The organism is Vreelandella piezotolerans, assembly GCF_012427705.1.
In the GTDB taxonomy this organism is placed as follows: Bacteria; Pseudomonadota; Gammaproteobacteria; order Pseudomonadales; family Halomonadaceae; genus Vreelandella; species Vreelandella piezotolerans.
In genome coordinates, this window is sequence record NZ_CP048602.1 from 3,449,966 (window position 1) to 3,475,482 (window position 25,517).

Genomic DNA, 25,517 nt, shown 5'->3' on the forward strand with positions numbered 1-25,517 from the left:
GCCGCGCTTAGCGCGGCAGCGTCTGTGCCAAGTGCCCTGCCATGGCCTTCGGGTGTTCCACGTGCAGGTTATGGCCGCCCGGCAGCGCCCAGTGGCGCAGGCGCGGCGCGTGCTGCGCCAAGCGGTTGGCCAGGGTGTTGAACTTATGGTCCCGCAGGCCGGAGAAATAGCCCACGCGCAGCTCGGTCTCGGCCAGCCAATGCCATAGGGAGGGCTGCCGACCCAGCGAGGTGGCCCGCAGCATATGCGCCACGGCGGGGCCACGGTTGGCCAACCGGCGCTGTATCTGACGCTGGCGCTGTGCTGGCGTCAAATCGGCAAACACCGGCTGCTGGTACCATCCGGTCAGCACGTCGGTCAGCGGCGACTGTTCAAAGCGCTGGGCCCAGTGCTCATCGTGGGCGCGGCGCGCTTCCCGCTCTGGCGCGGCCAGCCCGGGGTGCGCGCTCTCCAACCACAGCGCCTCCAAACCGGCGGGCCGCTGGCTGGCATAATAGAGCGCCAGCCGGCCACCCAGGGAGTAGCCCAGCAGGCCATAACGCACTACGCCCGCCTCGGCCAGCGTATCGCTAAGCCAGTCATGAAAGTCCGCAAAAGAGCCCACCGCAGGCACTGTGGGCTGCCCATGCCCCGGCAGGTTCAGCGCCAGGCAGCGCACGCCCGGCAGCGCGTGTTCCAGCGCCTCGCCAAGCACCTGCCAATCGTCCTTATCGCCCAGCAGGCCGTGCAGCATCACCAGCGTAAAGGGCGACGAAGGGTCAGGATGCATGGGCTGCCTCTTTGAGCCACGCGCCCAGAGCCTGCAACGCATCGGTGGCCTGCTGATGGGGCACCGTGACCTCGATCAGCGTCACACCGGCCTCCAGCGCCTGGGTGTAGGCCTCGCAAAACGCCGCCAACGTGGTCGGTGCGGCATAGTTCAGATGAAACATGCGCGCCGCATGCTCGAACGCGAGCCCGTGGGGTTGGCGATAGTAGCGCTCCAGCAGATCGCCTTCGTCCGGCACCGGCAGCATGTGGAAAATGCTGCCGCCATCGTTATTCAGCACCACCACGACCAGCGGCGCCTGGGCCCTGGCCAGCAGCGCCAAGCTGTTGAGGTCGTGAAGCGCGCTGGTGTCGCCCAGAATCACCGTGGTGGGTTCATTAGTCGTGCAAGCCAGGCCATACGCGGTAGCCAGCAGCCCATCGATGCCCGAAGCCCCGCGGTTGGCCATCACCCGCAGCGGCGTCGAACGGGTCGAGCCCAGCATGTTCATCAACCGGGCGGGCAGGCTATTGCCCACGAACAGCGCCCCTCTGGCCAGTTGCGCCACCTGATGACACACCCCCAGCTCGGAAAACGCCGCCGTATAGCGTTCGATGCCCTGGCGGGTGCGCTGCTGAAGGCGTGCCAGGGTATGCCAGGGGGGCTGGGCGGGCCCGGCGGGCAGCGTGGCGATAGCCTCGGCGGGCGTGCACACCAGCCGCTGGGTAAGGGTGAAGTCCGGGTCCAGACGCTGGGGCAACGGGTCGACCAGCCACGCCTGCTGCCAGGGGTGGCGGGCAATCATCTGGGTCAGACGCTTGGAAATCAGCCTGCCGCCAAACTGCAGCAGCACGTTGGCGCGGCCCAGCTCGGCGCTGACCTGCGGGTCCTGCAGGGCCAGGTCCATGTGCATCAGATGGTGCGGGTCGCCGTGCAGCTGGCTTTGCAGGTCGGCCAATAGCGGCCAGCCCAACTGTTCGGCCATGGCCGCAATGGGGGCCGCCTGCTGGGGGTCATCGATGCGCCCCACCACGATCACCCCGCGCTGCTGGGTGAAAGCGGCGGGCCATGCCACCGGCAAGGGAGCGGGAGCGGTTTGCCAAGCGCTCCAGGGGGCATCGCTGTGCTGCCAGCGCGCCAGCGGCGCCAGGTAGTCGCTGGCCTCCACGGGCGGGCCGGAGGGATAGAGCGGCTCGCGGTAGCGGCAGTTGAAGTGCACCGGGCCCGGCAAGCGGTGCTGTCGCGCCATGGTCTGGTCGATCGTGCTGAGCAAATAGGCGGCGGGAATATCGCGACTGGGGGTCGGGAAGTCGTGGTGCGCCACCGTGTGGCGGGCGAAGATATCCCGCTGGTCGATGGCCTGGTTACTGCCGTTATCCAACAGCTCGATGGGCCGGTCGGCAGACAGAATCACCAGCGGCACGCCCAGCAGCGCGGCTTCCACCACGGCCGGATAAAGGTTGGCCACTGCCGTACCGGACGTGGTGATCACCGCCACCGGCTGCTGGGCGCCTCGGGCCAGGCCCAGCGCCATGAACCCCAGCCCGCGCTCGTCGAAGTGAGTATGGCAGCGCAGCCCGGCGTGCTCGCTGGCCGCCATGGTCAGCGGGGTGGAGCGCGAGCCCGGCGCCACGACTACTTCGCGCAGCCCCCAGCGGTACAGCTCTTCCAACAGCAGCGACGCCCAAACGTGGTTAAAGGTGGCGTAATGCATCGGCTTATCCCATTCCCAGCAGCGAGAGAATATCGGCAATCTTGGCATCCAGCTCGTGCCACTCGTCTTCGGCCTGCGACCCCGCCACGATTCCCGCCCCCGCGTACAGGCGGATCGACGTGTCGCTGACCTGGGCACAGCGAATCGATACCGCCAGCTCGCTGGAGCCATGCCCCACGCGGCCAAAGGCACCGGCGTACCAGCCCCTGGCGTGGCGCTCCAGCTCACGGATTCTGGCCAGCGCCGCCGCCCGCGGGGTGCCGCCGACGGCGGGCGTGGGCGGCAGCACGCCGAGCAGTTGCTGGTCGGTGATGAAGGGGTGCAGCTCGGCGTGAATTTCGCGGCGAATATGCTGCACGGACCGCAGCAGCACCACGTGGGCCTCGCCCATTTCCAGGCGCTGGGCCAGCGGCTCCAGCTGGGTCAACAGCTGCTGGTACACGCACTGGTTTTCCAGGCCGTTCTTTTTATCGGCCAGCAGCGCTCCGGCGAGCGCCTCGTCCTGCGCCGTGTTACGCCCCCGCCGGGTCGTACCGGCCAGCGCCTCCGTGACCAGCTGCTGGCCCTGGCGGCGGTAGAGCCGTTCCGGGGAGCAGCCAATCAGCGCCGTACCGGGCGCCCACTGCACCCCAAAATGAAAGCAGTGCCGCGCCTCGGCCTGCCAGCGCCCCAGCAAGGCCCAGGGGCTGGGCACGCGCTCGGCGGTCAGGCAGGTTTCTCGGGAAAGCACCACTTTGGGAAGCTGCTGCAGCCGTTCGGGCTGGGTCACCTGCGACACCCAGCGGGCCCACTCCGGCCGAGTGGGCGTATCACAACGCTGGTAGCTGCCATGAGCCACCGGGGGCAGCGGCTGTTCAGGGACGATGGCCGCCAGACACGCCTGAGCGGCGGCCAGCTCTTCGGCGGGGGGGCTGTCATCGAAGCGCAGGTTCACGGAAAGCGTGCACCGCCCCTGCTGGCGCTTGAGCAGCACCCGGGGCAGTATGAAGCGGCAGTCACCAAACCCGGGCCAACCCGCCGCCTGGGCATCGAAGGCCACCCCGCCGAAATAGTCGGGTGAGCCGCTGGCGAGCTGGGCCTGAGCTTGAACCTGCGCCTGACGCTGCATATCGACCTGCAGCGCCACCAGAGAGTCAAATGCCTGCGCCTCGCCCAGCACGGCATAGCCCGCCGCCGAGGCCTCGCGCGGCTGCCAATAAAGGCGGGGCATCACGCGCTGTGCGTTCAACCACCCCAACAAATCCTCGACCTCGCAGGGCACGCTCAGGCTCTGCGTACCCCGGCATGTCAAAAGGTCCAGCGCCGACAGCTGTGCTGCCAGCGCCTTCGCGGCTTGGATCACCTGCATAGCGCGTTACTTTCCTGACAACCGATGCCTGATATAGGGTAGCACCCAGCGGTCGCCACCATAGCGCCCGGCGTTGGCACCGGCCACCAGCAGGAAAAAGCTCAGGGCGATCATCCAGGGGTTGGTGGACACCGTGCCCGCCATCAAGAACGACATGTTCATGACGATGGCGAAGAAAGCGGCATAGCAGGTCAACACACCCACGATCAGCCCCAGCCCCACCAGCACTTCCCCCAGCGGGATCATCACGTTGATCACGTCGGCGTAAGGCAGCGCGACATGCTCCAGAAACCCCACGTAGTTGGGGTAGACCATACTGCCTTCGCGCATGACTGGGTTGGCCACGGCGTTGCGCAAAAACCCTTCGGCATTGAAACCGCCGGTCATCTTGCCGATGCCCAGGGTCAGCCAGGTAATGCCCAGGTACAGCCTCAACAGTAGCCAAACCAGGGCAGCATATTTGTTTTGTCTGAAAAACTCGCCGATCATCGCGTAGACTCCTGCCACGTTCACTTTCAGGGGGAAGCCCCAGTGTGCGTCAGGACGGATGCCTCTTTTTTGACCCAAGTCGTGATTTTTGCCATTAATGATACAGAGTTGAATGTTTACTCTGCCCAATGGCCACACTGACCGGCCACGCTGACCGATTCAGCGACTGCAACAGGAATGCTCACCATGGAACACACCACCCCACACCGCCCACTCCATGCCTGGTTGCTCGCCGCCCGGCTGCGCACCCTGCCGCTGGCCTGCGCCTCGATCCTGCTGGGTTCGGGCATGGCGGCGCAGGCAGGCGGCTTTCAGGGTGGAGTGCTGCTGCTGTCTCTGTTCACGGCCATTTTGCTGCAGGTGCTTTCCAACCTGGCCAACGATTATGGCGATGCCCAGTCGGGGGTGGACGATACTAGCCGCACCGGCCCCGCGCGGGCCGTAGCCAGCGGGCTATTGACCCCAGACGCCATGCGCCGGGGCATGCTGCTCACCGGGCTGGCGGCGGCCATAGCGGGGTTATCGCTGCTGTTCGTCGCTTTTGGCAGCGACCTGCCCAGCTGGCTGGTGTTCGTGCTGCTGGGGGCCGCGTCCTTACTGGCGGCCATCACTTACACCGTGGGGCTGGGCGGCAAGCCGTATGGCTATCGTGGGCTGGGGGATGTGGCGGTGTTCGTGTTTTTTGGGCTGCTGGGCGTGCTGGGTACCCTCTACTTGCATACCCAGAGCCTGAGCGGGCTGGCCATACTGCCCGCCGCCGTGTGCGGCTTGCTGGCCACCGCCGTGCTCAACGTCAATAACGTGCGCGACATCCACAGCGATGCCCGCCACGGCAAGATGACGCTGGCGGTGAGGCTGGGCAAACGGCGGGCCATTTACTACCACTGGGCGCTTCTGGGCGCCGCCCTGCTGCTGACGCTGGGGTATTTGGTGTGGCTACCCGTGCCCTGGGTGGGCTGGAGCTGCCTGGTGGTGGCCAAACCGCTCTACGACGCCGGGCGTACGCTCAGCCGCACCGAAGATGGCGAGCAGCTAACGGGCATGCTCAAGAAAACCGCGCTTTCCACGCTGGTTTACAGCCTGCTGCTCGCGGTGGGGCTGGCGCTTGCCTGACGGCGGCTTGGAGCCAAGGACCTGGGGCCTTACAGCACTACCTCATAGCCTTCGAACTTGGGCGGCCCCAGGTAGATGCCTTCCGGCGATTTGGCATTGGCGTGGGCTTTGCGGAAGGCGTCTGACTTCGTCCAGGCGCGGAAGGCCTCTTCGGATTCCCACACGCTGTGGGAGATGAACACGGTGTGCTCTTCCTGGCTTTCGCCCTGCAGCATGTGAAACTGCTTGAAGCCCGGCACTTCGTCCAGGTGGGAATCGCGGTTGCGCCATACCTCTAAAAAATCCTCTTCGCGGCCTGGGGCAATCCGAAAACGGTTCATGGCGATATACATAGTGGCTCTCCTGTGGGGCGGGTGTGACTCAGTTGGTTACGCAAACATTCGCTTGATGGTAACGTCATCACTGCATCGCGAATAGATGAGTGACGAACAGGCGTTACGGCTAATGGCTCAGGCACCCCTTCAGGTCGTTTGGTTCAAACGCGATTTACGTATTCACGACCACGCACCGCTGGCCAACGCCGCTGCGGCAGGCCCGGTGCTGCCGCTATTTGCCATCGAGCCCGACCAGTGGCAAGCGCCCGACAGCGCCCTGCGCCACTGGCAGTTTGCCGCCGATTCGCTGGTTGATCTTGCCCAGGCGCTCGACACGCTGGGATTGCCGCTCTGCCTGTGGCAGGGCGATATAGTGGAGTGCCTAGCCGCGCTCAAAGCCCACTACGGCGAACTGGTGCTGCACTCCCACCAAGAGACGGGCAACGCCTGGAGTTTTGAGCGCGACCAACACGTTCAAGCGTGGTGCCACGCCCACCAAGTGCCCTGGCAGGAAGCCCGCCAGCAGGGCGTGATTCGCGGGTTGAGCAGCCGCACCGGGCATCAATCCCGTTGGGAAAACCACTGGGAAGCACTGATGACCGCCCCCAACTACTCCGCTCCGTCAGCAGTGGTGGCCGCACCCGGTTGGGAAGCGTTTCATCACGTAGACGTAGCGCAACTGCCTTCGCTTACCCTGGGGTTCGATGCCACGCCCTGCCCCCAACGCCAGCGCGGTGGGCGCAGTGAAGGGCGCGCGCTGTGGCTGAGTTTTATTACCCAGCGCGGGCGTCGCTATCGCGGCTCGCTCTCTAAACCGTTACTGGCCTGGGAGTTTGGCTCGCGGCTCTCCCCGCACTTGGCCTGGGGCACGCTCTCCATGCGGGAAGTGGTGCAATCCCTGCGCCGCCAGCGGCAAAAGCACGCCGACGACACCGCCTGGGCCCGCTCGCTCCGCGCCTTTACCTCGCGGCTCTACTGGCACTGCCACTTTATTCAGAAGTTGGAGAGCGAACCCAGCATCGAGCAGCAAACCCTGCACCCGGCGCTGCGCGGCCTGCGGGAGCGCGACCCAGAACACCCGCACCTGATCGCCTGGAAGCGCGGCCAAACCGGCGTGCCGCTGGTGGATGCCTGCATGCGCAGCCTAACGGCTACCGGCTGGATCAACTTCCGCATGCGCGCCATGCTGCTCTCCCACGCGACCTTTGGCCTGGGGCTGCATTGGTATGAACCAGCATTGCACCTGGCACGGCTATTCACCGACTTCGAGCCCGGCATTCACTACCCCCAGGTGCAGATGCAGGCAGGCGCTACCGGCACCAACGCCATGCGGGTCTACAACCCGATCAAGCAAGCAGAAGATAACGACCCCACCGGCGAATTCATCGCCCGCTGGGTGCCAGAGCTTGCGCCCCTACCCATGGAATGGCGTGCCAAGCCCTGGGCACTGCCGGAAAGCCTGCAAAAACGCTTCGGCTTTCAGCCCGGCATCGACTACCCCATTCCCAATGATTTTGAAGCCGAAGCGCGCCACTGGAAGAAGCTGCTTTATGAACTGCGACGCACGCCGGAGGCGAGGGATGCCAGCCAAGCGATTGTGGATAAGCTGGCGAGCCAGCGGCGGCTGCCTGCTCGGCGGGCTAGAAAAGCAAAAGCCGCTGATCAGCAGCAGCTTTCGTTGTTTGGTAATAGCGAATTGGATAATGAACAACTGCTATGAAAGAGTATTTCGACAGTGGAAGTGGTGGCTAAGCCGAAAAAACTTCATAAAACTATGTACCACATACTGTACTTACCTAATTCTCAATAACACTAGTATTTGTAGCAAATCACGCCTTGAGCTCACCTATCTAACAATCACCTCGTTCAAGTAGAAGACAAGACGCACCTGCTTTACTGATAGTTAAGCGCCTACAATTCGTCGCTCTCGACTTAAAAAAGAATACGTACAAAACAAAAAATTCCATTATGACCAATGTGACTATAGAACTACTAACGCCCAGTATACATTTTCTCAAATGGCTGCTCACTGAGGCTATCTATGCATGTCCGACGAATGCAACCCACTCCTGTACCATTTGTCATACCAAAACCTTTTTTCCTCCACTGTAAGAGTATGGGCCAACTTTTAGGACTTGGAAAAAGGTTTTGCGAATGAACTAATATTTCTTGATGACCCTCATGTTCATGTTCACCTACTACTCGATACCGTTTTTGCCCTTTTTCCACTCCATCAAAAACTGCATAATGGAAAGCATGCCTTACATTGAGACGATTTTCTTCACATGACCTATATGCATCACATAATAATTTTCTGCTATATCTCTGTCCTGGAAAAACATTCGCTCTACTGTTCAGGAACTGCAGTTGATTGAGAGCATACACATCTTCTTCTCTTTTTATCTTTATAATTCCAGAGTTCTTAGGGATAGAGTAAACATCTGAATCATAAGCAATAAACATCGTATTTTCGCAGAGGGGCAAAAATGCCAACACCCCAGACGATCTTAACCCAAATCCTGATCCGAGGTGTCGTCTATCAGACTTGAACCATTTATTATTAAAAACAGCTGGGTCATCGGATGTAACAAAGGGAAAGCTAGTTGCATTTTTAATCAAGCAAACCTTTAGATCGTCAATAACTCTCATTTCATTAGCAAACGCATGCATAGCCATTTGCACTGCATCACGTATTTCTAAATTAAAATCATAACCTGCTCCAGCCAGCTTCACAAGATCATTACTCATCTCAACCGCTCTTTTAGAAGCGGCTTCCGTGCGCAGGTATTGCAGCAACCAAAACCTTTTAAGAATCAACTCATCTTTAACCAAGAAATCATTATAGCTTGGAGACCGAACTCTCAACAATGCACCAGCATATTTCTGCTCAATGGACTGAATGGCAGTTTCTAACCTTTCATTCTCTCCGTAGAAATATGAACCTGAGCACTGGTGCTTTACTGCTGCATTTTCGATAATCTGTTCACGATCAAGATTAAAAACCCGAATTGCTTTACCCTCTCCATTGTTTGAAAATGGCTTTAAGTAACATCGAGGAACAAAGTGCTGATTCTTGTTAGTCGCCAATTGCTCACTCCAGTTTAGCCTAAACAATTTATAAGAGACATGAGGCACTATTTCATGTTACATGGACGGTGCCAACATAACCATTCAACGATGTAACCGGTTATTCTTTCCCAAGCCCTGCCTCTGCGTTTAATTATTTTTACCATATTATATGACAAACTAAAAAACTCAGATTAGCTCAAAATTTTTTAGGCTGACATCGAAATCAGCATCAAAATTTCAACACCCATAAAAAAACCCGCCCATCGCCAGCAGCTTACGCTACCTGACAATGGGCGGGCTTCGTACTACCTAAACGCTATTAGCTTAACGCTTCCAACGACTCCTCAATAATACTCAACCCTTCCTCTAGCACCGCAGACGACACCGTCAGCGGCACCAGGATGCGGATGCTGTTGCCGTAGAAACCACAGGACAGCAGGATCAACCCTTTCTCGCGGGCTTTGGCGCAGAGCGCGGCGGTGAGCTGTGGGTCGGGCTTGCCGTCGCGGTTGAGCAGTTCGAACGCGGCCATGGCGCCGAGCTGGCGGCCGTGGGCGACGGCGGGGAAGCGCTCTTCCCAGACGGCGAAGCGTTCGGCCAGCATGTTGCCCATCTGCTCGCTGCGGGCCAGGATGTTCTCTTCTTCGATGGCTTCGATCACCGCCAGAGACGCCGCGCAAGAGAGCGGGTTGCCGCTGTAGGTGCCGCCCAGGGAGTTGGGGCCGGAGGCGTCCATGACCTTGGCGGTGCCGACCACCGCAGAGAGCGGCATGCCGTTGGCGAGGCTCTTGGCGGTGGTCAGAATGTCCGCTTCGATGCCGCTGTGCTCCAGCGCAAATAGCTTGCCGGTGCGGGCAAAGCCGGACTGCACTTCGTCGGCGATCAGCAGAATGCCGTGCTCGTCACACAGGGCGCGCAGCGCTTTCAGGTAATCCGGTGAAGCGATGTAGAAACCGCCCTCACCCTGTACCGGTTCAATCACGATGGCCGCCGTGCGGTGCGGGGCGATATCGGTTTTGAACAGCGTACGAATGGCGTTCAGCGAGGCTTCTTCGCTGATGCCGTGCAGCGGGTTGGGAAACGGTGCGCGGAACACGTCGCCCGGCATCGGGCCGAAGTCGTTCTTGTAGGGCAGCACCTTGCCGGTCATCGCCAGGGTCATCATGGTGCGGCCGTGGAAGGCACCATCAAACGTGATGATGCCGGTGCGGCCAGTGGCGGCGCGGGCGATCTTCACGGCGTTTTCCAGCGCTTCGGCGCCGGTGTTCACCAGCATGGCTTTGCGCTCGAGGCCGCGTACCGGGGTGAGTTCGCAGAGCTTCTGGCACAGCTGCACGTAGGGCGCGTAGGAGATCACCGCGGCGCTGGTGTGCATGACTTTCTTGAGCTGCGCTTCCACAGCGGCCACGATTTTCGGGTGGCGGTGGCCCAGGTTGAGCACGCCGATGCCGCCCGCGAAGTCGATCCAGCGGTTGCCGTCGGCGTCCCACAGCTCGGCGTTTTCGGCGCGCTCGGCAAACTGGGTAGTGGGCGTGGCAGCACCGTTGGCCACGAAGCGGTTTTTCAGTTCATTCAATTCTTGGTTAGTCATCATCGTTCTCTTTACAGGCCGCCTACGCAGACGTATTTCAGTTCGGTAAATTCATCCAATCCGTGGTGGGAGCCTTCACGGCCCAACCCGGACTCCTTCACGCCGCCAAACGGCGCCAGCTCGGTAGAGATCAAGCCTTCGTTGACGCCGACCATGCCGTATTCAAGCGCTTCCATGGTGCGCCAGATGCGGCGGTAATCCGTGGCGTAGAAGTAGGCGGCCAGGCCAAACGGGGTGTCGTTGGCCATGGCGATGGCTTCTTCGTCCTGCTTGAAGCGGAACACCGGCGCGACCGGGCCGAAGGTCTCTTCATCGGCCACGGCCATTTGGGTGGTCACCTCCGCCAGCACCGTGGGGGTGAAGAAGCGCTCCCCCGCCGCGTGGGGCTGGCCGCCGCACAGTAGGCGCGCGCCTTTGTTCACCGCGTCGTCGACGTGGCGCTGCACTTTATCCACGGCGGCTTGGTTGATCAGCGGGCCGATGATGCTGCCGTCGGCTAATCCGTCGCCTACCTTCAGCGTGTTCACGCGCTCGGTGAGCTTGGCGACGAAGGCATCGTAAATGCCGTCCTGCACGAGGAAGCGGTTGGTGCATACGCAGGTTTGCCCGGCGTTGCGGAATTTGGAGGCGATGGCTCCGTTCACGGCGGCGTCCACGTCGGCGTCATCGAAGACGATGAACGGGGCGTTGCCGCCCAGCTCCATGGCGGTTTTCTTCACCGTGCTGGCGCACTGGGCAAGTAAGTGCTTACCCACTGGGGTAGAGCCGGTAAACGAGACTTTGCGCACCCGAGGGTCGGTGGTGAGTACCTCGCCCACGGCGGCGGGTTTGGAAGCGGTGACCACGTTGATGGTGCCGACGGGCAGGCCCGCTTCCAGCGCTAAATAGGCGGCGGCCAGGGCGGTGAGCGGGGTAGCTTCGGCGGGTTTGATGACCACGGTGCAACCGGCGGCCAGGGCCGGGGCGCACTTGCGGGTAATCATCGCCAGCGGGAAGTTCCACGGGGTGATCGCGGCGACCACGCCCACCGGTTCGCGCAGTACGAGCAGGCGCTTGTCCGCGCCGTGGCTGGGCAGGGTTTCCCCGGCCATACGCTTGGCTTCTTCAGCGAAGAACTCGATGAACGATGCGCCGTAGGTCACTTCGCCTTTGGCTTCCGCCAGCGGCTTGCCCTGCTCTAGGGTCATCAGACGGGCTAAGTCGTCGGCGTGCTCATTGATCAGCTCAAACCAGCGACGCAGCAGCGCGGAGCGCTGTTTGACCGGGGTGGCGCGCCACGCGGCACCGGCGTCATACGCGGCAGCCACGGCGTCGCGGGTGTCGTCGGCGCTCAAGTCCGCCACGTGGGCAATGGTCTCGCCGGTGGCGGGGTTATCGATGGCAAAGGTCTGCTGGCCCTTGCGCCACTGCCCGCCCACCAGGGCCGGTACGGCATCGTGCAACCACTGTTCGATAAAGCTCATAGCGTGCTCCTTTAAAGGGGTTGGAACGGCTTACAGGTCAGCCATCATGTGTTGGTCGCTGTAGGCGCGGCCGTAGGTGCGCAGGGCGTGGATGTAAAGCCCCACACCGAGCAAAGACCAGCCCGCGAAGATCGACCACTCCGCATCGCTCAGGGCCGCCGGGCTACCGGGCAGGTAGAGGCAGGCCATGCCGAAGGAGAGCACCACGGCCAGGGTGCCGCACAGCTTGCCGTGGCGAATGCGGAACGGGCGCTCCATCTCCGGCTCGCGAACCCGCAGCACCACAAAGGAGATGGCCACGAACAGGTAGGCAATCACGATGCCCAGGCCACCGGCATTGACGATCCACACCAGCGCCGGGCGGCCGAAGAACGGCGCGATACAGGAGAGAAAGCCCATCAGGAAAATGGCGTTGGTGGGTGTTTTATAGCGCGGGTGCAGCTTGGCAAACGGCGCAGGCAGCATGCCCGCTTTGGCCAGGGCGTAAATGGCCCGTGAACCGCCGATGTAGAAGGCGTTCCAGCTGGTGATGATGCCCGCAATACCGGCCAAGACCATCAGGTTGCTGGCCCAGGGGGCGTTGAACAGGCTGCCCATGGCATCCGGCACGCTCAGGGAACTCGCGGCCAGCTCGGTGCTGTTCAGGGCCAGGCTGGTGGCCAGAATGATCAGCGCGTACCACACCACCGCCAGAATGACCGACATCATCAGCACTTTGCCGATAGCTTTGTAGGGCAGATTGATCTCTTCGGCGGCTTGGGGAATAACGTCAAAGCCCACGAACAGGAACGGCACCATGACCAGCACCGCGACGATGCCCGCCACCACGCCGGTATCGGCCTGGGTGAACAGCGGCATCATGTTGATGGTCTCGCCTTCGAACAGCGCGCCCGTGACAAACAGCACGCCAACCAGCAAAATCATGCCGGTCACGACTTTCTGGAGAAGCGCGGCGGTGGTCACACCGAAGTAGTTGATGATCATCATGGCGATCGAGCCGCCGACACCGACGGCCACCCAGGTCGCTTTTACTTCCCAGCCCGCGATGGTCCATAAGTGGCCAACCGCATAGTTCGGCGCTAGGTGCTCGATCACGGTGGGCAGCGCCACGGCTTCGAAAGCCACCACGCTTAAATAGCCTAAAATAATCGCCCAGGTGCACAAGAACGAGGGGAGATGGCCTAGGGCGCGGTAGCTGTAGACATGCTCGCCGCCCACTTTGGGCATGGCGGAGGCCAGCTCGGCGTAGGTCAGGCCCACCATGACGATCGCTAAACCGCCGATAATGAACGCTAAAATGGCACCGATGCTGCCAGCGGATTGAATCGCGGTGCCGGTCAATACAATCCAGCCCCAGCCAATCATCGCGCCGAAGGCAAGGGCTAATACGTCGCCGCGGGCCAGTACCCGGACGAGCTTGTCCTGTTCAGAAGAGGGAGTGGTCATCGCACAATGTCCTGCAGGTTATTGGATGTTGTCGTTGGCGCTCTGTGGCGCAGTGTCCTGATTCCGGTGGCGGAATAGTGACACGCTAGCAGGCGGCGCTCAGAACGCGAATGCACCACTTTGGCGTTCGACTAGACCACTTCTTCAACGCACCAAATGAGTGCAAAAATGGCATCATGCTTTCGTCTAAATGCCTGACGGTAGCGGGCTTCACGCGGGAAAGGGGGCGCTGATATGGATCGCGAGCAGGTCTTGCACCAATTCAAGCAACTTTATGCACTCCAACCGGAGCGGCTGAGTAAGCAGGTGCGCATCGAGCAAGCGCTGCGCCAGGCCATTACGCAGCAGTGGCCCAGCGGGCTGCGGTTGCCTTCTCATCGTGTGTTGGCCGATGCCGTGAACGTCGCGCGTCAAACCCTGGCCTTGGCGATAGGCACACTGCTGGAAGAGGAGTTGCTGAAAACCGCCCACGGCCAGGGAACCTGGACGTGTAAGCCCACCGCGCCGCCGCCCTCAGCGCCGACCCACGTTCAGCTCTCCCAGCGGGCCCAGCGGGTGCTGCAAGGGCCTGGGGCCAGCATGATTCAAAGCGGGGCCTTCGTGCCCGGCATACCAGATATCGCCCAGTTCCCCATGCGCAAGTGGCGCCAGCTCTACGCCAGCGTCACGGTGCCGCAAAACGCGCTGCTGCTCTCCTACTCCACCGGCGGCTACGGCCCCTTGAAACGGGCGATTCGCGATTTTCTGGCCCGCTGGCGGGATATCCATTGCGATACCGAGCAGATCATCATTACCGATGGCACCCACAACGGTATCGAACTGTGCGCCGTTGCCTTGGCAGACGTGGGCGATACGGTGGCGATGGAGTCGCCCTGCTACTGGGGGGCACGCAACGTGTTTACCGCCGCCGGGCTCAACATCGAGATGCTGCCGTGGCAGCCGGAAAAGGGCCATGCGCTGCCCGCTTCTCTCGGCCCCGTGGCGCTGGCTTACCTCACCGGTTCGCACCACTACCCCCTCAGCGTGCCGACCCGCTCCGAGCATAAACAGCGGCTTTGTGAGGCGTTATCACCCACCTACGTGGTGGAAGATGACTATGAATTTAACCGCGACGACCACCCCAACCTGCTGTTTGATGCCCACTCTGAGCGCCATTTGCTGGTAGGCTCTTTCTCCAAGATGATGTTTCCCGGCCTGCGGCTGGGCTATTTGGTGGTGCCGCGCCATTTGGCAGGGCCCATGAACCGCCTGCGCAGCGAGCTGTTTCGTGAGGGCCGTATGCTGGACCAGGCCGTGCTCGCCCAGTTCATTTTCGATGGTGATTTGGATGCTTGGTGTCGGCGCATTCAGCGGGACTACTTAGGCCGCCAGCAGGTGCTGCACGACCAGCTACGTTCGCTGCCCCAGGTGCGCTCGGTGTCACCGCCCAGCAGTGCCATCAGCCTGTGCGTGGAGTTCGAGCCGGGCATCAACGATGTGGCCATCGCGCAATCGCTGCTGAAAGAGCACTTGATCGTGCGGCCGTTGAGCCCGGTGTGTGCACCGAACGACCCACGCGTGGGATTGGTAATGGGGGTGGGCATGCTGTCAGGGGAAACACTGGTGCGCGAGGCGCAGCGCCTGCGCCGCTGCCTGGAGACGCTGCTGCGCTAAGCGGCCAACGCGCTTTATACGCCAGTACACTACACAAAACGTGAGTAACACGACTTATCCACAAGGACCGTCCTATGCATCGCCCTGTTGATAGCTTTTGGGTCTCTGCGCTCTCTTCCGCTGCCTCCTCTTCCACCGCCCAGCTACGTGGGTGGCTGGCCGTCGCGGCACTACTGCTGCTTTCTGGGTGCGCCACCTTTGCGCCCAGCCCGCCGCAGGATCAGACCAATATCTGCGAGATTTTCCGCGAACAGCCCAGCTGGTACGACTACGCGCAAGAATCGGAAGATAAATGGGGAACGCCCATCGCGACCCAAATGGCATTTATTCAGCGGGAGTCCTCGTTTCGTAGCCACGTGCGCCCAGACCGCAAATACTACCTTGGCTTTATTCCCGGCCCGCGCCCGTCGTCCGCCAAAGGCTACGCCCAGGCCCAAGACCCGGTATGGGGCGAGTACGAAGACCAAGCGGGCAGTCTGTTTGCCCGGCGCACGCACATGAAGCACGCCACCGATTTTATCGGCTGGTACAACGCCCGCACTCGCGCCCAAACGGGTATCTCGCTCAACAATCCTGAGCACCTCTATTACGCCTACCACGAGGGCGCAGGCGGCTATCAGCGGGGCACTTATCGCAGTAAACCCCAGGTGCTCAACGCGGGCCGCCAAGTGGCGAGCCTCTCTAACCGCTACCAAGCCCAGCTCAACAGCTGCCAGGCAGAGTTCCAGTGCCGCAAGTTCTATCAGGTGTGGCCGTTCTGTCGTAGCTGAGGGCGTCTTTCATGACACTGTTAATGGGATTCGCCTTTGTCGGCGTAGTGTTTTTCACTTCCATGCTCTCCGGCGTGTTTGGTATGGCGGGCGGGCTGGTGTTGCTGTGGTTCCTGCTGGTGATGTTTCCTGCCAGCACCGCCATGGCCGTGCATGGGGTCATTCAGTTAACGTCCAATGCGTCCCGGGCGTGGCTGTCGCGGCGCTTTATCGTATGGCGTATTGTGGCGCTGATGGCCTTGGGCGTGCTCAGCGCGGCGGGGCTTCTGCTGCTGTTTAACTACACGCCCAATGCGGCCACCGTTTCCTTATTGATCGGGCTGCTGCCGATTTTGGTCTGGACGCCCAGGCATTGGTTCCAGCTAGACGCCCATAGTGCCAGCCACGCGTTTTGCTGCGGCATCGCCTCGGGCGGCCTCACGATTGCGGCGGGGGTATCCGGCCCGCTGATCGATATCTTCTTCGTGCGCTCGCAGATGGACCGCCGCCAGGTCGTGGCCACCAAGGCCATGATTCAAGTGGTCGCCCACTCCATCAAAATTCTTTTCTATGTAGGCGCCGCCCTGGCGCTCAGCGCGGGTGAGTGGAGCATCGTGCTACTGGCCGCGCCGTTTGCCATGCTGGGCACGCAAACCGGCACACGGATTCTGCACCGCCTGACCGACGCCAACTTCCGCACCTGGACCCGCTGGATCGTGACTGGCATTGGCGTGTTTTACTTCCTGCAGGGGGTGTATCTGCTCACCCGTTGACCGTTGAGGGCCTTCGCGGCGCGCTTTAGATGGCGACCTATACTGACCTTACCAAACGCTGGAGGTCGTCATGGATTACCACCACTACCGCGAAGCCCTTGCCACCTCGCTTGCCCAAAGTGAGCTGCCCTTCTCCCCCGCTGAGTATCAAGCGCGCCTTGAGAAGGTGCGCCACGCCATGGCGAAGCGCGAGTTGGATGCGCTGCTGCTCACCGCCCCCGCTGATATTAACTATCTCACTGGTTACCACACCTTTGAGGTGTCGGTGCATGCCTGCTTGGTCTGCACACAGGAAAAGCTCGTTCTTCAAGTGGCCTCGATTGAAACGGGTGCCGCGGTGGTCACCGCCCGCGTTGATGAGATCATTGGCTACCGTTGGGAAAACCTGAATGAAATCATCGACCCGTTGGCCGACCTGTTAACCCCCTGCCCGCGCATTGGCATCGACGGCTGGAGCAGTGGGCTGCGGGTGGGCGTGATGAACGCCCTCGCCCAGGCAGTGGGCCAAGAGCGCTTTTTTGAAGCGGGCGACCTGCTGGATGCCATCAAGATCGTCAAAAGCAGTGCCGAGCTCGAGATGCTTAAAGAGAGTGCGCGCATCACCGCCGCTGGCTTAGAGACGGCGATGGCCGCCATTCACCCCGGCATGACCGATAACGACATTGCCGCCATTGGCGCCAAGGCGCTGCTCGAAAACGGCAGCGAGTTCATGAGCCTACAGCCTATTGTGACCAGCGGGCACCGCATTGGGGTGATTCACGTGAACCATAAGCGCCGCGTGATTCAGCCCAACGAGCCGGTCTTTTTAGAGTTCGGCGCGGCGTATCAACGCTACACCGCACCGATGATGCGCACCGCCGTGACCGGCACGCCTAACGCCGCCCTCACCGCCACCCAAGACCTCTGCCGCTCGATGTTTGAAACACTCTGCGAGGCCATGCGTCCCGGCCACTCCTTCGATGCCGCGGCCCTGGCTGCCGATGCGCTGCTGGCCCCTCGACGCGACGAGCTGTTTTTTTCGGGGGTGTTTGGCTACGCCGTGGGGGCACAGTTTCCACCCAGTTGGGTAGAGGGCACGGGATACATTGCCAAAGGCCAAGCCCGTTCCTTCGAAACCAACATGGTGTTTCATTTACCGCTCTGCCTGCGGGTACCCGGCCAATGGGGCGTTGGCCTGAGCGATACCGTGGTGGTCACCGAGCAGGGTGCCAAGCCGCTCACCAACAACGATTGGCAGCTTTATCACGCCAGCAATACGTCCATGCACCCATAGCCTAAGATTGACACCACGATTGAGGGAGGCTATCTTCAACATAAATGTAAATGAGAAACACTCTCTTTTTAGCCAACAACCGGGTAGATAAAGAGCCGTTGAGGTAAAGGGACGTCACATGACCAGTGAACAGCGCCAGCTTCGTCAAACTCTGCTGTTTTTACGCACCTCGTTTGAAGCCATTCAGCACTCCATTGCCGGACGGCTAGAAGACCCGCTGCCCTGCTGGCTAGACACCAGCATGCTCTCCATGCTCTCCCGAGAGCTGACCCGCTGCTGCCAGCAGGCCAAGCCGCTGTTCGCGCCTGCGGTCGTGGAGCAGCTCTTTATCGCCTCCCAGCAATGCGACCTGCTGCTCAAACAGTGCCCCGGCGTGCTCAGCAGTGCCGTTTGCCACCGTCAGCTCAGCGCAATCATGCTGCCGCTCGCCAGCGCCATTCGCCAAATCGATACGCCTGCCAAGCGCCGCTGGCCTTGGCAACGGCACTAAACGAACGCTCATTGACGCCCCTTAACCCCGCCTCATTTGCTCGGCGGGGTTTTGTTTTACGCGACCGTCCCCATTAACCATAGCCATCGCATCGTCGTTGGCGCTTACTAGTAAACTGGTCTATTCTATTCGCCACGATGATACCCACTACTTCAAAAGGAGTTTTGCTCTATGGCGTATGAAACGCTGTTTACCCCCATTACGCTGGGTAGCCTGACACTTCCTAACCGCGTCATCATGGCACCACTGACACGTGCTCGCACGCCGGACAGCATCCCGGGCAAGATCCAAGAGGCGTATTACGGCCAGCGCGCAGGGGCAGGCCTGATCATCAGCGAAGCCACCAACATCTCTCCCACTGCCCGTGGCTACGTGTACACACCCGGCATCTGGACCGACGAGCAGGAAGCCGGGTGGAAAGGCGTCGTGGACGCCGTTCATGCCAAAGGTGGTCGCATGGCGCTGCAGCTGTGGCACGTTGGGCGCGTTTCCCACGAAATGGTGCAGCCCAACGGCCAGCAGCCGGTAGCCCCCAGCGCGCTGAAAGGCGAAGGCGCTCAGTGTTTCGTCGAATTCGAAGATGGCACCGCTGGTCAGCACCCCACCAGCACGCCGCGTGCGCTGGAAACCGACGAGATTCCCGGCATTGTGGATGACTATCGCCAAGCGGCCATCCGCGCCAAGCGCGCCGGGTTCGATATGGTCGAAGTCCACGCCGCCAACGCTTACTTGCTGAACCAGTTCCTGGCCACCGGCACCAATAAGCGCACCGACCAGTACGGCGGTTCGCTGGAAAACCGTGCCCGCTTCCCTCTGGAAGTGGTCGATGCAGTGGTAGAAGTGTTTGGTGCCGAGCGTGTTGGCATTCGCATGACGCCGTTCATCGAGCTGTTCGGTTTGACCGACGACGAGCCGGAAGCGATGGCGTTCTACATGGCCGAGCAGCTCTCCAAGCGCGGCCTCGCCTACCTACACCTGAACGAGCCGAACTGGGCGGGCGGCGATATCACCTTCCCGGCCGGTTTCCGTGAGCAGATGCGCGAGCGCTTTAGCGGCAGCCTGATCTACTGCGGCAACTACGACGCCGAGCACGCTGAAGCACGCATCAAGGAAAACACCACCGATGCCGTGGCCTTTGGCCGTCCTTACATCGCCAACCCCGATTTGCCGGAACGCTTCCGCGTCAATGCCCCGCTGACCGAACCGAACCAGGAAACGTTCTATGGCGGCGATGAGAAAGGCTATACCGATTACCCATTCATGGATAACGGTTACGACCGCATGAGCTAAGCGACGTTGCTGACGTTGCTAAGGCATGACGAGGGTTCCCCACAGGGGGAACCCTTATTCTTGAAAAGCATCACTTAGGTGGTGCTTTTTATATGCCTTGAACGCGTAAAACGCTGTTAATCTGTTGATTCTATCGTTTTAACGCGATAACCCTACTGCTGGAGAGGTCGCTCATGTTCGGTTCTTTGATGGCGCTGCTCGTCTCGCTCCTGCTGGTGGGAGCTGCCGCCATGACGGGCGCGCGCTTTCGCCCCGACGGCTGGTATCAAACACTGCGCAAGCCCCGCTGGACCCCGCCCGATCTGGCCTTTCCCATTGCCTGGGGTATTCTCTATCTATTGATGGCGATCGCGGCATGGCGGATCTATATGGCGGACGACTCGCCGCTACGCAGCGCGAGCCTGGCCGTCTATGGCGCCCAGCTGCTGGCCAATGCAGCGTGGTCCTGGCTGTTCTTTGGGCGCAAGCAGATCGGCGCGGCGCTGGTGGATATCGTGGTGTTGTTGGTATTGATTACATTGGCCATTGGCCTGTTTGCCCAGGTGAATACCTTCGCCGCGTGGCTAATGGTGCCTTACTGGCTGTGGGTCGCCCTTGCGCTGGCACTCAACGCCACCATTTTGCGGCTCAATCGCGCCTAGGTGTTACATAACGAAAAGGTTTCACCCCATGGATACAACGTCACTTCCCATTCTACTGGCCTTTACCTCGCTGCTACTCGGCGTGGTGGCCGTGGTGATTTTTGCTTATGTCGTGCTGCCAAAACGGCGCCGTGCCAAGACCAAGGCCAAGGCCAAGGCCACTGAGGCTCCCGCACCGGTCGCAACGCCCACGCCGCCTCCTGCGGACGAGCCGCCGCCCGCCCCCACCAAGCGCACGGGCAAGGTCAAGCAGCACTCGCTGTTCGTCATTTTTAACCAGCCGGATGACACCACCGACGCGCGTTTGACCGAGTGGCTGCGGAGCAAAGGCGCCCATTACGACGCCATCAAGAAGGTGTTTTTGATCGACGGCCAGCAAGCGTCTAACCCCATTACCGTGGCGAATGCCTTCCCGCCGGGGGAAATGCCTGACCTATTACGCGGGGAAACCCACGAGCCGATCCGCGGCGTTAGCCTGCTGGTGAAACCGCCGCTGCATAAACGCCGCAATCAGCAGATGCACGTGTATGTGGAACTCGCCAAGGAGATGAACGAGACCTTCAGCGGCGACATGCTGGATGCCGACAGGGAACCTGCCAGCGAATCCACCTACGCCCAGATCATCGGTTAACTCATACCACGCCTTGGCTACGCAGGTAGTCGTCGTAGCTGCCGCTGAAATCGACGATGCCCTCCGGCTGCATGTCGATGATGCGTGTGGCGAGACTGGAGACGAACTCGCGGTCATGGCTGACGAACAGCAGCGTGCCGGGGTAGTTTTCCAGCGCCAGGTTGAGCGCTTCGATGGACTCCATGTCCAGATGGTTGGTGGGTTCGTCCATCAGCAGCACGTTGGGATTGGTGAGCGTTAACTTACCGAACAGCATACGCCCCTGCTCGCCGCCGGAAATCACCTTCACCGATTTGCCGATATCGTCGCTGGAGAACAGCATGCGGCCCAGCGCGCCGCGCACCACCTGCTCGCCCCCTTTGGTCCACTGGCTCATCCACTCGAACAGGGTGGCGTCATTGGCGAAGTCGTCGGCATGATCCTGAGCGAAGATGCCAAGCTCGGCGGCATCGGTCCACTTCACTTCGCCAGCATCAGGGCGCAGGTCACCGGCCAGGGTTTTCAGCAGCGTGGTCTTACCAATGCCGTTGGGGCCGATGATGGCAATCCGCTCGCCCGCTTCCACGGTCATGGAGAAGCGCTTGAACAGCGGCTCGCCGTCGTAGCCTTTGGTAATGGCATCGACGTTCACCGCGTTGCGGTGGATTTTCTTGTTCTGTTCGAAGCGGATGAACGGGCTGACGCGACTGGAGGGTTTGATGTCTTCCAGCTTGATCTTGTCGATCTGACGCGCCCGCGAGGTGGCCTGCTTCGCTTTCGATGCGTTTGCCGAGAAGCGGCTGACAAACTGCTGCAGTTCGGCAATTTGCGCTTTCTTCTTGGCGTTGTCGGCATACTGACGCTCACGCGCAGCGGTGGCCGCCGTCATGTAGTCGTCGTAGTTACCGGGGAACAGGGTGATTTCGCCGTAATCCAGGTCGGCCATATGGGTGCAGACGCTGTTCAGGAAGTGGCGGTCGTGGGAAATGATCACCATGGTGCTGCTGCGCGCTTTCAGAATCTCTTCCAGCCAGCGAATGGTGTTGATATCCAGGTGGTTGGTAGGTTCGTCGAGCAGCAGTACGTCCGGGTCGGAGAACAGCGCCTGGGCCAGCAACACACGCAGCTTCCAGCCGGGGGCGACTTCGCTCATGGGGCCGGTGTGCTGTTCGATGGGAATGCCCAAGCCCAACAGCAGCTCGCCCGCGCGGGACTCGGCGGTATAGCCGTCCAGCTCGGCAAAGCGCACCTCCAAGTCCGCCACGGCCATACCGTCTTCTTCGCTCATCTCGGGCAGCGAGTAGATGCGCTCGCGCTCGGCGGCCACTTTCCATAGCTCGGCGTTGCCCATGATGACGGTGTCGATCACCCGCTCGTTCTCGTAGGCAAACTGGTCCTGACGCAGCTTGCCCAGACGCGTGCTGCTGTCCAGCATCACCTGCCCGGACGTGGGCTCCAGCTCGCCACCGAGAATTTTCATGAAGGTGGACTTGCCGCAACCATTCGCGCCAATCAACCCGTAGCGATGGCCATTATTGAACTTGACGGAGACGTTTTCGAACAGGGGCTTGGCCCCAAACTGCATGGTGATATTGGCGGTGGCGATCAAGATAGAGACCCTGGTTGGCGACATAGCCCTGTTGGAGGAGCGGCATGCGTGCAAAAGCACGCGATTCTACGCGCCTTTGGGCCACGTTACATCTCCCCTCAAGGCTTCTGCTCACCGTCTTTTACTGGCTGCGCGGGCATGTCGAGCAGAAAACGTTCACCATCAATCGCTTGGCGGAGTCTCGAGTGGAGAATCTCGACAATGCCCGCGTGCTCACCTACTAGCGCGGTGGTCGCCACCGTTAATCCGCGATGGCGGTGCTCGGCGGCGGCGCAAATCTCGGCAATGTCACCACCCTCACCGGCATGACGGCCTGGAGAGAGAAACAACATCGCCAGCACCACGTGGCCGCTGCTGAATTCGGGAGTATCCAGCAGGTCCTCCAAGAGCGGCTCGTTGAAGCGGTACTCATCGCCGTCACGTCGCTCCATGGAAGCGACCGCCACGCAGCCCACCTCGTCGCCCAGCAGGACGCTCAACTGCCCGGCCAGGCGGTTACGGACGGCGGTGACCTCGGGAATCGGGCTGCCGTGATCCACCAGCGCGACCTTAGCAGCGTCATTTTCGGGCAGTTGGGCGCGCACGTGATCGGCCAACAGCTTCGCCAAACGCAGGTCGTTATGACCGAGCTCATCCACCAGCGGCCGTGCGACGCGCACCGTCACATCAGGGAAGCGTGCCTGTAGCGCGGCCATCCGCTCCGGTAAATACCCCGTGAGGGCTTTGCTGGGGCCGAAGAAAAACGGCAGCACGACGATCTCGGTGGCCCCCGCTTCGGCGCTGCGTTCGGCGGCGGGGCCCAGCGTGATGGCCGGAATGCCATCGACCTCTTCGGCGGGGATTTTATTGGAGTGCAGCAGCGAGGCCGCTTGAACGGTTTCCCCGAGCTGCTCACTCAGCGCCGCCGCCACCCGACGCAGATTATGGGTCGCTTGGGGGCGTAGAGAGCCGTTATCGACAAGAAAAATAGCGCGCATCGCGTTCGTCCTTTTCAGTCAAAGCGTGGATGAGCCGCCAGCACATCCGCAGCGGCTCGGTGTAGCTGGGCGTGGCGTGCGGCGAGAGCGATGATATCGCGGTCGTAGCCACCGCCAATCACCGCCGCGACGGGAATGGCCGCCTCGCGACAGAGGTTCAACACGTAGTGATCTCGGGCATACAGCCCGTCGCTGCTTAGCGATAAATAGCCCAGGCGGTCGTCGTGATGCACATCTACCCCCGCATCGTAGAGCACCACGTCGGGTTGGTAGGCAGCAAGCACCCCAGGCAGCCAAGAGGTCAGTTCGGCCAAATAGGCGGCATCCTGCATGCCGTTGGGCAGGGCGATATCCAAATCGCTTTTTGCTTTGCGGGCGGGAAAGTTTCGCGCCGCATGCATGGACAACGTAAACACGCCTGGCACCTTTTCAAAGAGGCGCGCGGTGCCATCGCCCTGGTGCACGTCGCAATCCACGATCAGCACCCGCTCTGCCCAGCCCTGCGCCAGCGCGTGGGCGGCGGCCACGGCTAAGTCGTTGATCAAGCAGTAGCCGCTGGCGGCATCTGCATGGGCGTGGTGCGTGCCGCCCGCCGAGTTACAGGCAAGCCCGGTGGCCAGGGCCGCTTCCAGGGTGAGCAGCGTGCCGCCGGTTTCCAGCCGCACTCGTTGCACCAAGGCCTCGGACCATACGAATCCACTGCGCCGCTGGGCGGCACGATCGAGCTGACCGTGCACAAACGCATGCACGTAGTCACGGGTATGCACGCGTTGCAGGCTTTCCAGGGTGGCCGGCTGGGGCGTGTGCCACTCGATGGGACACGCCAACGTTCGTTCGCCCAATAGCTGCCGAAGCACCCGAAACTTTTCCATCGGAAAAGGGTGATTGGCTGGCAAATCAATCGTATAACCCGGATGATGAACCACCGTTAACGCCATGCGCGTGTTGCCACTTTGGTCACGAATGTAGATCGCTTATGTTGCTTGATACCACGACGTTAAACCAGCAGAGAAACTTCTTCGACGGCCATGCGGACATCTGGCTTTTTGGCTACGGCTCGCTGATCTGGAAGGCCGATTTCGACTATCTAGAGCGCCGCCCTGCGGCCATTTCCGGCTGGGCGCGGCGCTTCTGGCAGGGCTCCCACGACCACCGGGGCACGCCGGACGCGCCGGGACGTGTGGCCACCCTGATTCGTGCCGAAGGCGCGGTGTGCCACGGCATGGCCTACCGCATCACCCCAGAAGTGCTTGCCCCGCTGGATGTGCGGGAGAAAAACGGCTATCTACGGGAGAAAGTCACGCTGACCTTTCTGGATGAAGCGGGCCATCCCGACCCCGCACAAGCGCCTACCGACGGGCTGATATATCTGGCCAGCGAGGATAACCCAGCGTTTTTAGGCGATGCGCCGCTGGCCGAGATCGCCCAACAAATTGCCCAGGCCCACGGCCCCAGCGGACCCAACAGCGCCTACTTGCTCAACCTGGCCCAGGCGCTGCGCGAACTGGGCACCGAGGATGCGCATATCTTTGCCCTGGAGGAGCAGTTACAGCGCTACCAGTAGCGCGGGTAGCGGCGGTGACGGGCGAGGTTATTGACCAATATCGCGACCAACAGCATGACGATGCAGCCCGCGCCAATGGGCATCAGCGGATACCACCAGCCCAATTGATGCACGCTAGCGCCGCCTGCCACGGCAATCAGCGCTGCGGCAGCTCCTGGCGGATGCACGGTATGGGTGAGCTGCATGATCAAAATGGAGAGCGACACCGCCAGCGCCATGGAAAGGGGCGTGGCGCCCAGCCATTGATAGCAGCCTACCCCCACACAGGCAGAGAGCACGCTACCAAACAGCACGTGGCTTGGCTGGGCAAACGGACTTTCCGGGGCCGCGTAAATCAGCACCGAGGTTGCCCCGAACGAGCCCACGATCAACAGCTGCTGGGAGAGCCATTCGACGCTTAGCCAGCAAATCAGCGCCATGCCGGTAAAGGCTCCCAGCCATGACCAGCAGGCATCTTGCCAACCCACCCGAGGGCGCGGCGTCCGTTCTCCGCGCATTTTGCCAAGATACGTCTTCATCGCACTCGCCTTTGCACAAAAAGAGTGCAGATGATGACAAAATGCACCACAGAAGCAAATGACAATGCGTCATGG

Annotated in this window: 24 protein-coding genes; 11 read left to right on the forward strand and 13 right to left on the reverse strand. The window is 61.1% G+C overall.

Annotated features, from left to right (window positions below; genetic code table 11):
* Window positions 1-7: 7 nt before the first annotated feature.
* From menH to GYM47_RS15825, 4 genes are read right to left on the reverse strand one after another with little or no spacing between them, the layout of a single operon-like run.
* The gene (gene menH / locus GYM47_RS15810) at window positions 8-769 is read right to left on the reverse strand and encodes a 2-succinyl-6-hydroxy-2,4-cyclohexadiene-1-carboxylate synthase (RefSeq protein ID WP_153842993.1); all 762 of its coding nucleotides are present in this window, start codon (window positions 767-769) and stop codon (window positions 8-10) included.
* The gene (gene menD, locus GYM47_RS15815) at window positions 759-2,462 is read right to left on the reverse strand and encodes a 2-succinyl-5-enolpyruvyl-6-hydroxy-3-cyclohexene-1-carboxylic-acid synthase (protein WP_153842992.1); all 1,704 of its coding nucleotides are present in this window, start codon (window positions 2,460-2,462) and stop codon (window positions 759-761) included. The genes menH and menD overlap by 11 nt, the downstream gene beginning before the upstream one ends.
* Window positions 2,463-2,466: 4 nt before the next feature.
* A complete protein-coding gene (locus GYM47_RS15820; RefSeq protein ID WP_153842991.1) occupies window positions 2,467-3,810 on the reverse strand; it encodes an isochorismate synthase in 1,344 nt (447 codons plus the stop codon).
* A 6-nt stretch (window positions 3,811-3,816) separates the two neighbouring features.
* Window positions 3,817-4,299, reverse strand: a complete 483-nt coding sequence (locus GYM47_RS15825; protein WP_153842990.1) for a DoxX family membrane protein — start codon at window positions 4,297-4,299, stop codon at window positions 3,817-3,819.
* Between the two features lie 186 nt (window positions 4,300-4,485).
* Here GYM47_RS15825 and menA point away from each other — a divergent pair, with 186 nt between their 5' ends.
* Window positions 4,486-5,412 (forward strand): 1,4-dihydroxy-2-naphthoate octaprenyltransferase, encoded by a 927-nt coding sequence (gene menA, locus GYM47_RS15830; RefSeq protein ID WP_153842989.1) that lies wholly within the window; start codon window positions 4,486-4,488, stop codon window positions 5,410-5,412.
* Between the two features lie 29 nt (window positions 5,413-5,441).
* Here the strand turns inward: menA and hmuQ are convergent, their stop codons facing one another.
* A complete protein-coding gene (gene hmuQ, locus GYM47_RS15835) occupies window positions 5,442-5,744 on the reverse strand; it encodes a heme-degrading protein HmuQ (RefSeq protein WP_153842988.1) in 303 nt (100 codons plus the stop codon).
* Between the two features lie 85 nt (window positions 5,745-5,829).
* On the opposite strand from hmuQ, the gene GYM47_RS15840 reads away from it, so the two are divergent.
* Window positions 5,830-7,446 (forward strand): cryptochrome/deoxyribodipyrimidine photo-lyase family protein, encoded by a 1,617-nt coding sequence (locus GYM47_RS15840; RefSeq protein ID WP_231125585.1) that lies wholly within the window; start codon window positions 5,830-5,832, stop codon window positions 7,444-7,446.
* 272 nt (window positions 7,447-7,718) lie between these two features.
* On the opposite strand, the gene GYM47_RS15845 is transcribed toward GYM47_RS15840, so the two are convergent.
* The 4 genes from GYM47_RS15845 to GYM47_RS15860 form a co-directional block, all read right to left on the reverse strand.
* Window positions 7,719-8,813 (reverse strand): DUF4238 domain-containing protein, encoded by a 1,095-nt coding sequence (locus tag GYM47_RS15845; protein ID WP_168444473.1) that lies wholly within the window; start codon window positions 8,811-8,813, stop codon window positions 7,719-7,721.
* Between the two features lie 301 nt (window positions 8,814-9,114).
* Entirely contained in the window at window positions 9,115-10,386 is a 1,272-nt protein-coding gene (gene gabT / locus GYM47_RS15850; RefSeq protein ID WP_153842986.1) for a 4-aminobutyrate--2-oxoglutarate transaminase, read from the reverse strand.
* Window positions 10,387-10,397: 11 nt separating this feature from the next.
* On the reverse strand, window positions 10,398-11,849 hold the full coding sequence (locus tag GYM47_RS15855; RefSeq protein WP_153842985.1) for an NAD-dependent succinate-semialdehyde dehydrogenase: 1,452 nt from the start codon (window positions 11,847-11,849) through the stop codon (window positions 10,398-10,400).
* Between the two features lie 30 nt (window positions 11,850-11,879).
* On the reverse strand, window positions 11,880-13,295 hold the full coding sequence (locus GYM47_RS15860) for an APC family permease (protein ID WP_153842984.1): 1,416 nt from the start codon (window positions 13,293-13,295) through the stop codon (window positions 11,880-11,882).
* 234 nt (window positions 13,296-13,529) lie between these two features.
* Between GYM47_RS15860 and GYM47_RS15865 the strand changes: the two genes are divergently transcribed.
* The 8 genes from GYM47_RS15865 (at window position 13,530) to GYM47_RS15900 (ending at window position 20,795) form a co-directional block, all read left to right on the forward strand.
* A complete protein-coding gene (locus GYM47_RS15865) occupies window positions 13,530-14,948 on the forward strand; it encodes an aminotransferase-like domain-containing protein (protein ID WP_153842983.1) in 1,419 nt (472 codons plus the stop codon).
* Between the two features lie 74 nt (window positions 14,949-15,022).
* On the forward strand, window positions 15,023-15,718 hold the full coding sequence (locus GYM47_RS15870) for a transglycosylase SLT domain-containing protein (RefSeq protein ID WP_196781565.1): 696 nt from the start codon (window positions 15,023-15,025) through the stop codon (window positions 15,716-15,718).
* A gap of 11 nt (window positions 15,719-15,729) precedes the next feature.
* Entirely contained in the window at window positions 15,730-16,470 is a 741-nt protein-coding gene (locus GYM47_RS15875; protein ID WP_153842982.1) for a sulfite exporter TauE/SafE family protein, read from the forward strand.
* A gap of 70 nt (window positions 16,471-16,540) precedes the next feature.
* Entirely contained in the window at window positions 16,541-17,743 is a 1,203-nt protein-coding gene (locus tag GYM47_RS15880) for a M24 family metallopeptidase (protein ID WP_153842981.1), read from the forward strand.
* Between the two features lie 118 nt (window positions 17,744-17,861).
* Complete coding sequence (locus GYM47_RS15885) at window positions 17,862-18,233, forward strand: hypothetical protein (protein WP_139525858.1); 372 nt, start codon at window positions 17,862-17,864, stop codon at window positions 18,231-18,233.
* 171 nt (window positions 18,234-18,404) lie between these two features.
* Entirely contained in the window at window positions 18,405-19,523 is a 1,119-nt protein-coding gene (locus tag GYM47_RS15890; RefSeq protein WP_153842980.1) for an alkene reductase, read from the forward strand.
* A gap of 173 nt (window positions 19,524-19,696) precedes the next feature.
* Window positions 19,697-20,164, forward strand: a complete 468-nt coding sequence (locus GYM47_RS15895; RefSeq protein WP_153842979.1) for a TspO/MBR family protein — start codon at window positions 19,697-19,699, stop codon at window positions 20,162-20,164.
* Between the two features lie 28 nt (window positions 20,165-20,192).
* Window positions 20,193-20,795: a cell division protein ZipA C-terminal FtsZ-binding domain-containing protein gene (locus GYM47_RS15900; RefSeq protein WP_153842978.1), complete on the forward strand. Its 603-nt coding sequence runs from the start codon at window positions 20,193-20,195 to the stop codon at window positions 20,793-20,795.
* A 1-nt stretch (window position 20,796) separates the two neighbouring features.
* Here the strand turns inward: GYM47_RS15900 and GYM47_RS15905 are convergent, their stop codons facing one another.
* From GYM47_RS15905 to GYM47_RS15915, 3 genes are all read right to left on the reverse strand, one after another.
* The gene (locus GYM47_RS15905; RefSeq protein WP_153843125.1) at window positions 20,797-22,383 is read right to left on the reverse strand and encodes an ABC-F family ATPase; all 1,587 of its coding nucleotides are present in this window, start codon (window positions 22,381-22,383) and stop codon (window positions 20,797-20,799) included.
* A gap of 98 nt (window positions 22,384-22,481) precedes the next feature.
* Window positions 22,482-23,360, reverse strand: a complete 879-nt coding sequence (locus GYM47_RS15910; protein ID WP_153842977.1) for a sirohydrochlorin chelatase — start codon at window positions 23,358-23,360, stop codon at window positions 22,482-22,484.
* Between the two features lie 14 nt (window positions 23,361-23,374).
* Window positions 23,375-24,298: a histone deacetylase family protein gene (locus tag GYM47_RS15915; RefSeq protein WP_153842976.1), complete on the reverse strand. Its 924-nt coding sequence runs from the start codon at window positions 24,296-24,298 to the stop codon at window positions 23,375-23,377.
* Window positions 24,299-24,336: 38 nt separating this feature from the next.
* Here GYM47_RS15915 and GYM47_RS15920 point away from each other — a divergent pair, with 38 nt between their 5' ends.
* Window positions 24,337-24,924: a gamma-glutamylcyclotransferase gene (locus GYM47_RS15920; RefSeq protein ID WP_153842975.1), complete on the forward strand. Its 588-nt coding sequence runs from the start codon at window positions 24,337-24,339 to the stop codon at window positions 24,922-24,924.
* Here GYM47_RS15920 and GYM47_RS15925 read toward each other — a convergent pair.
* Window positions 24,915-25,442 (reverse strand): HPP family protein, encoded by a 528-nt coding sequence (locus tag GYM47_RS15925; protein WP_153842974.1) that lies wholly within the window; start codon window positions 25,440-25,442, stop codon window positions 24,915-24,917. The two genes, GYM47_RS15920 and GYM47_RS15925, sit on opposite strands and share 10 nt — an antisense overlap.
* Window positions 25,443-25,517: the final 75 nt, after the last annotated feature.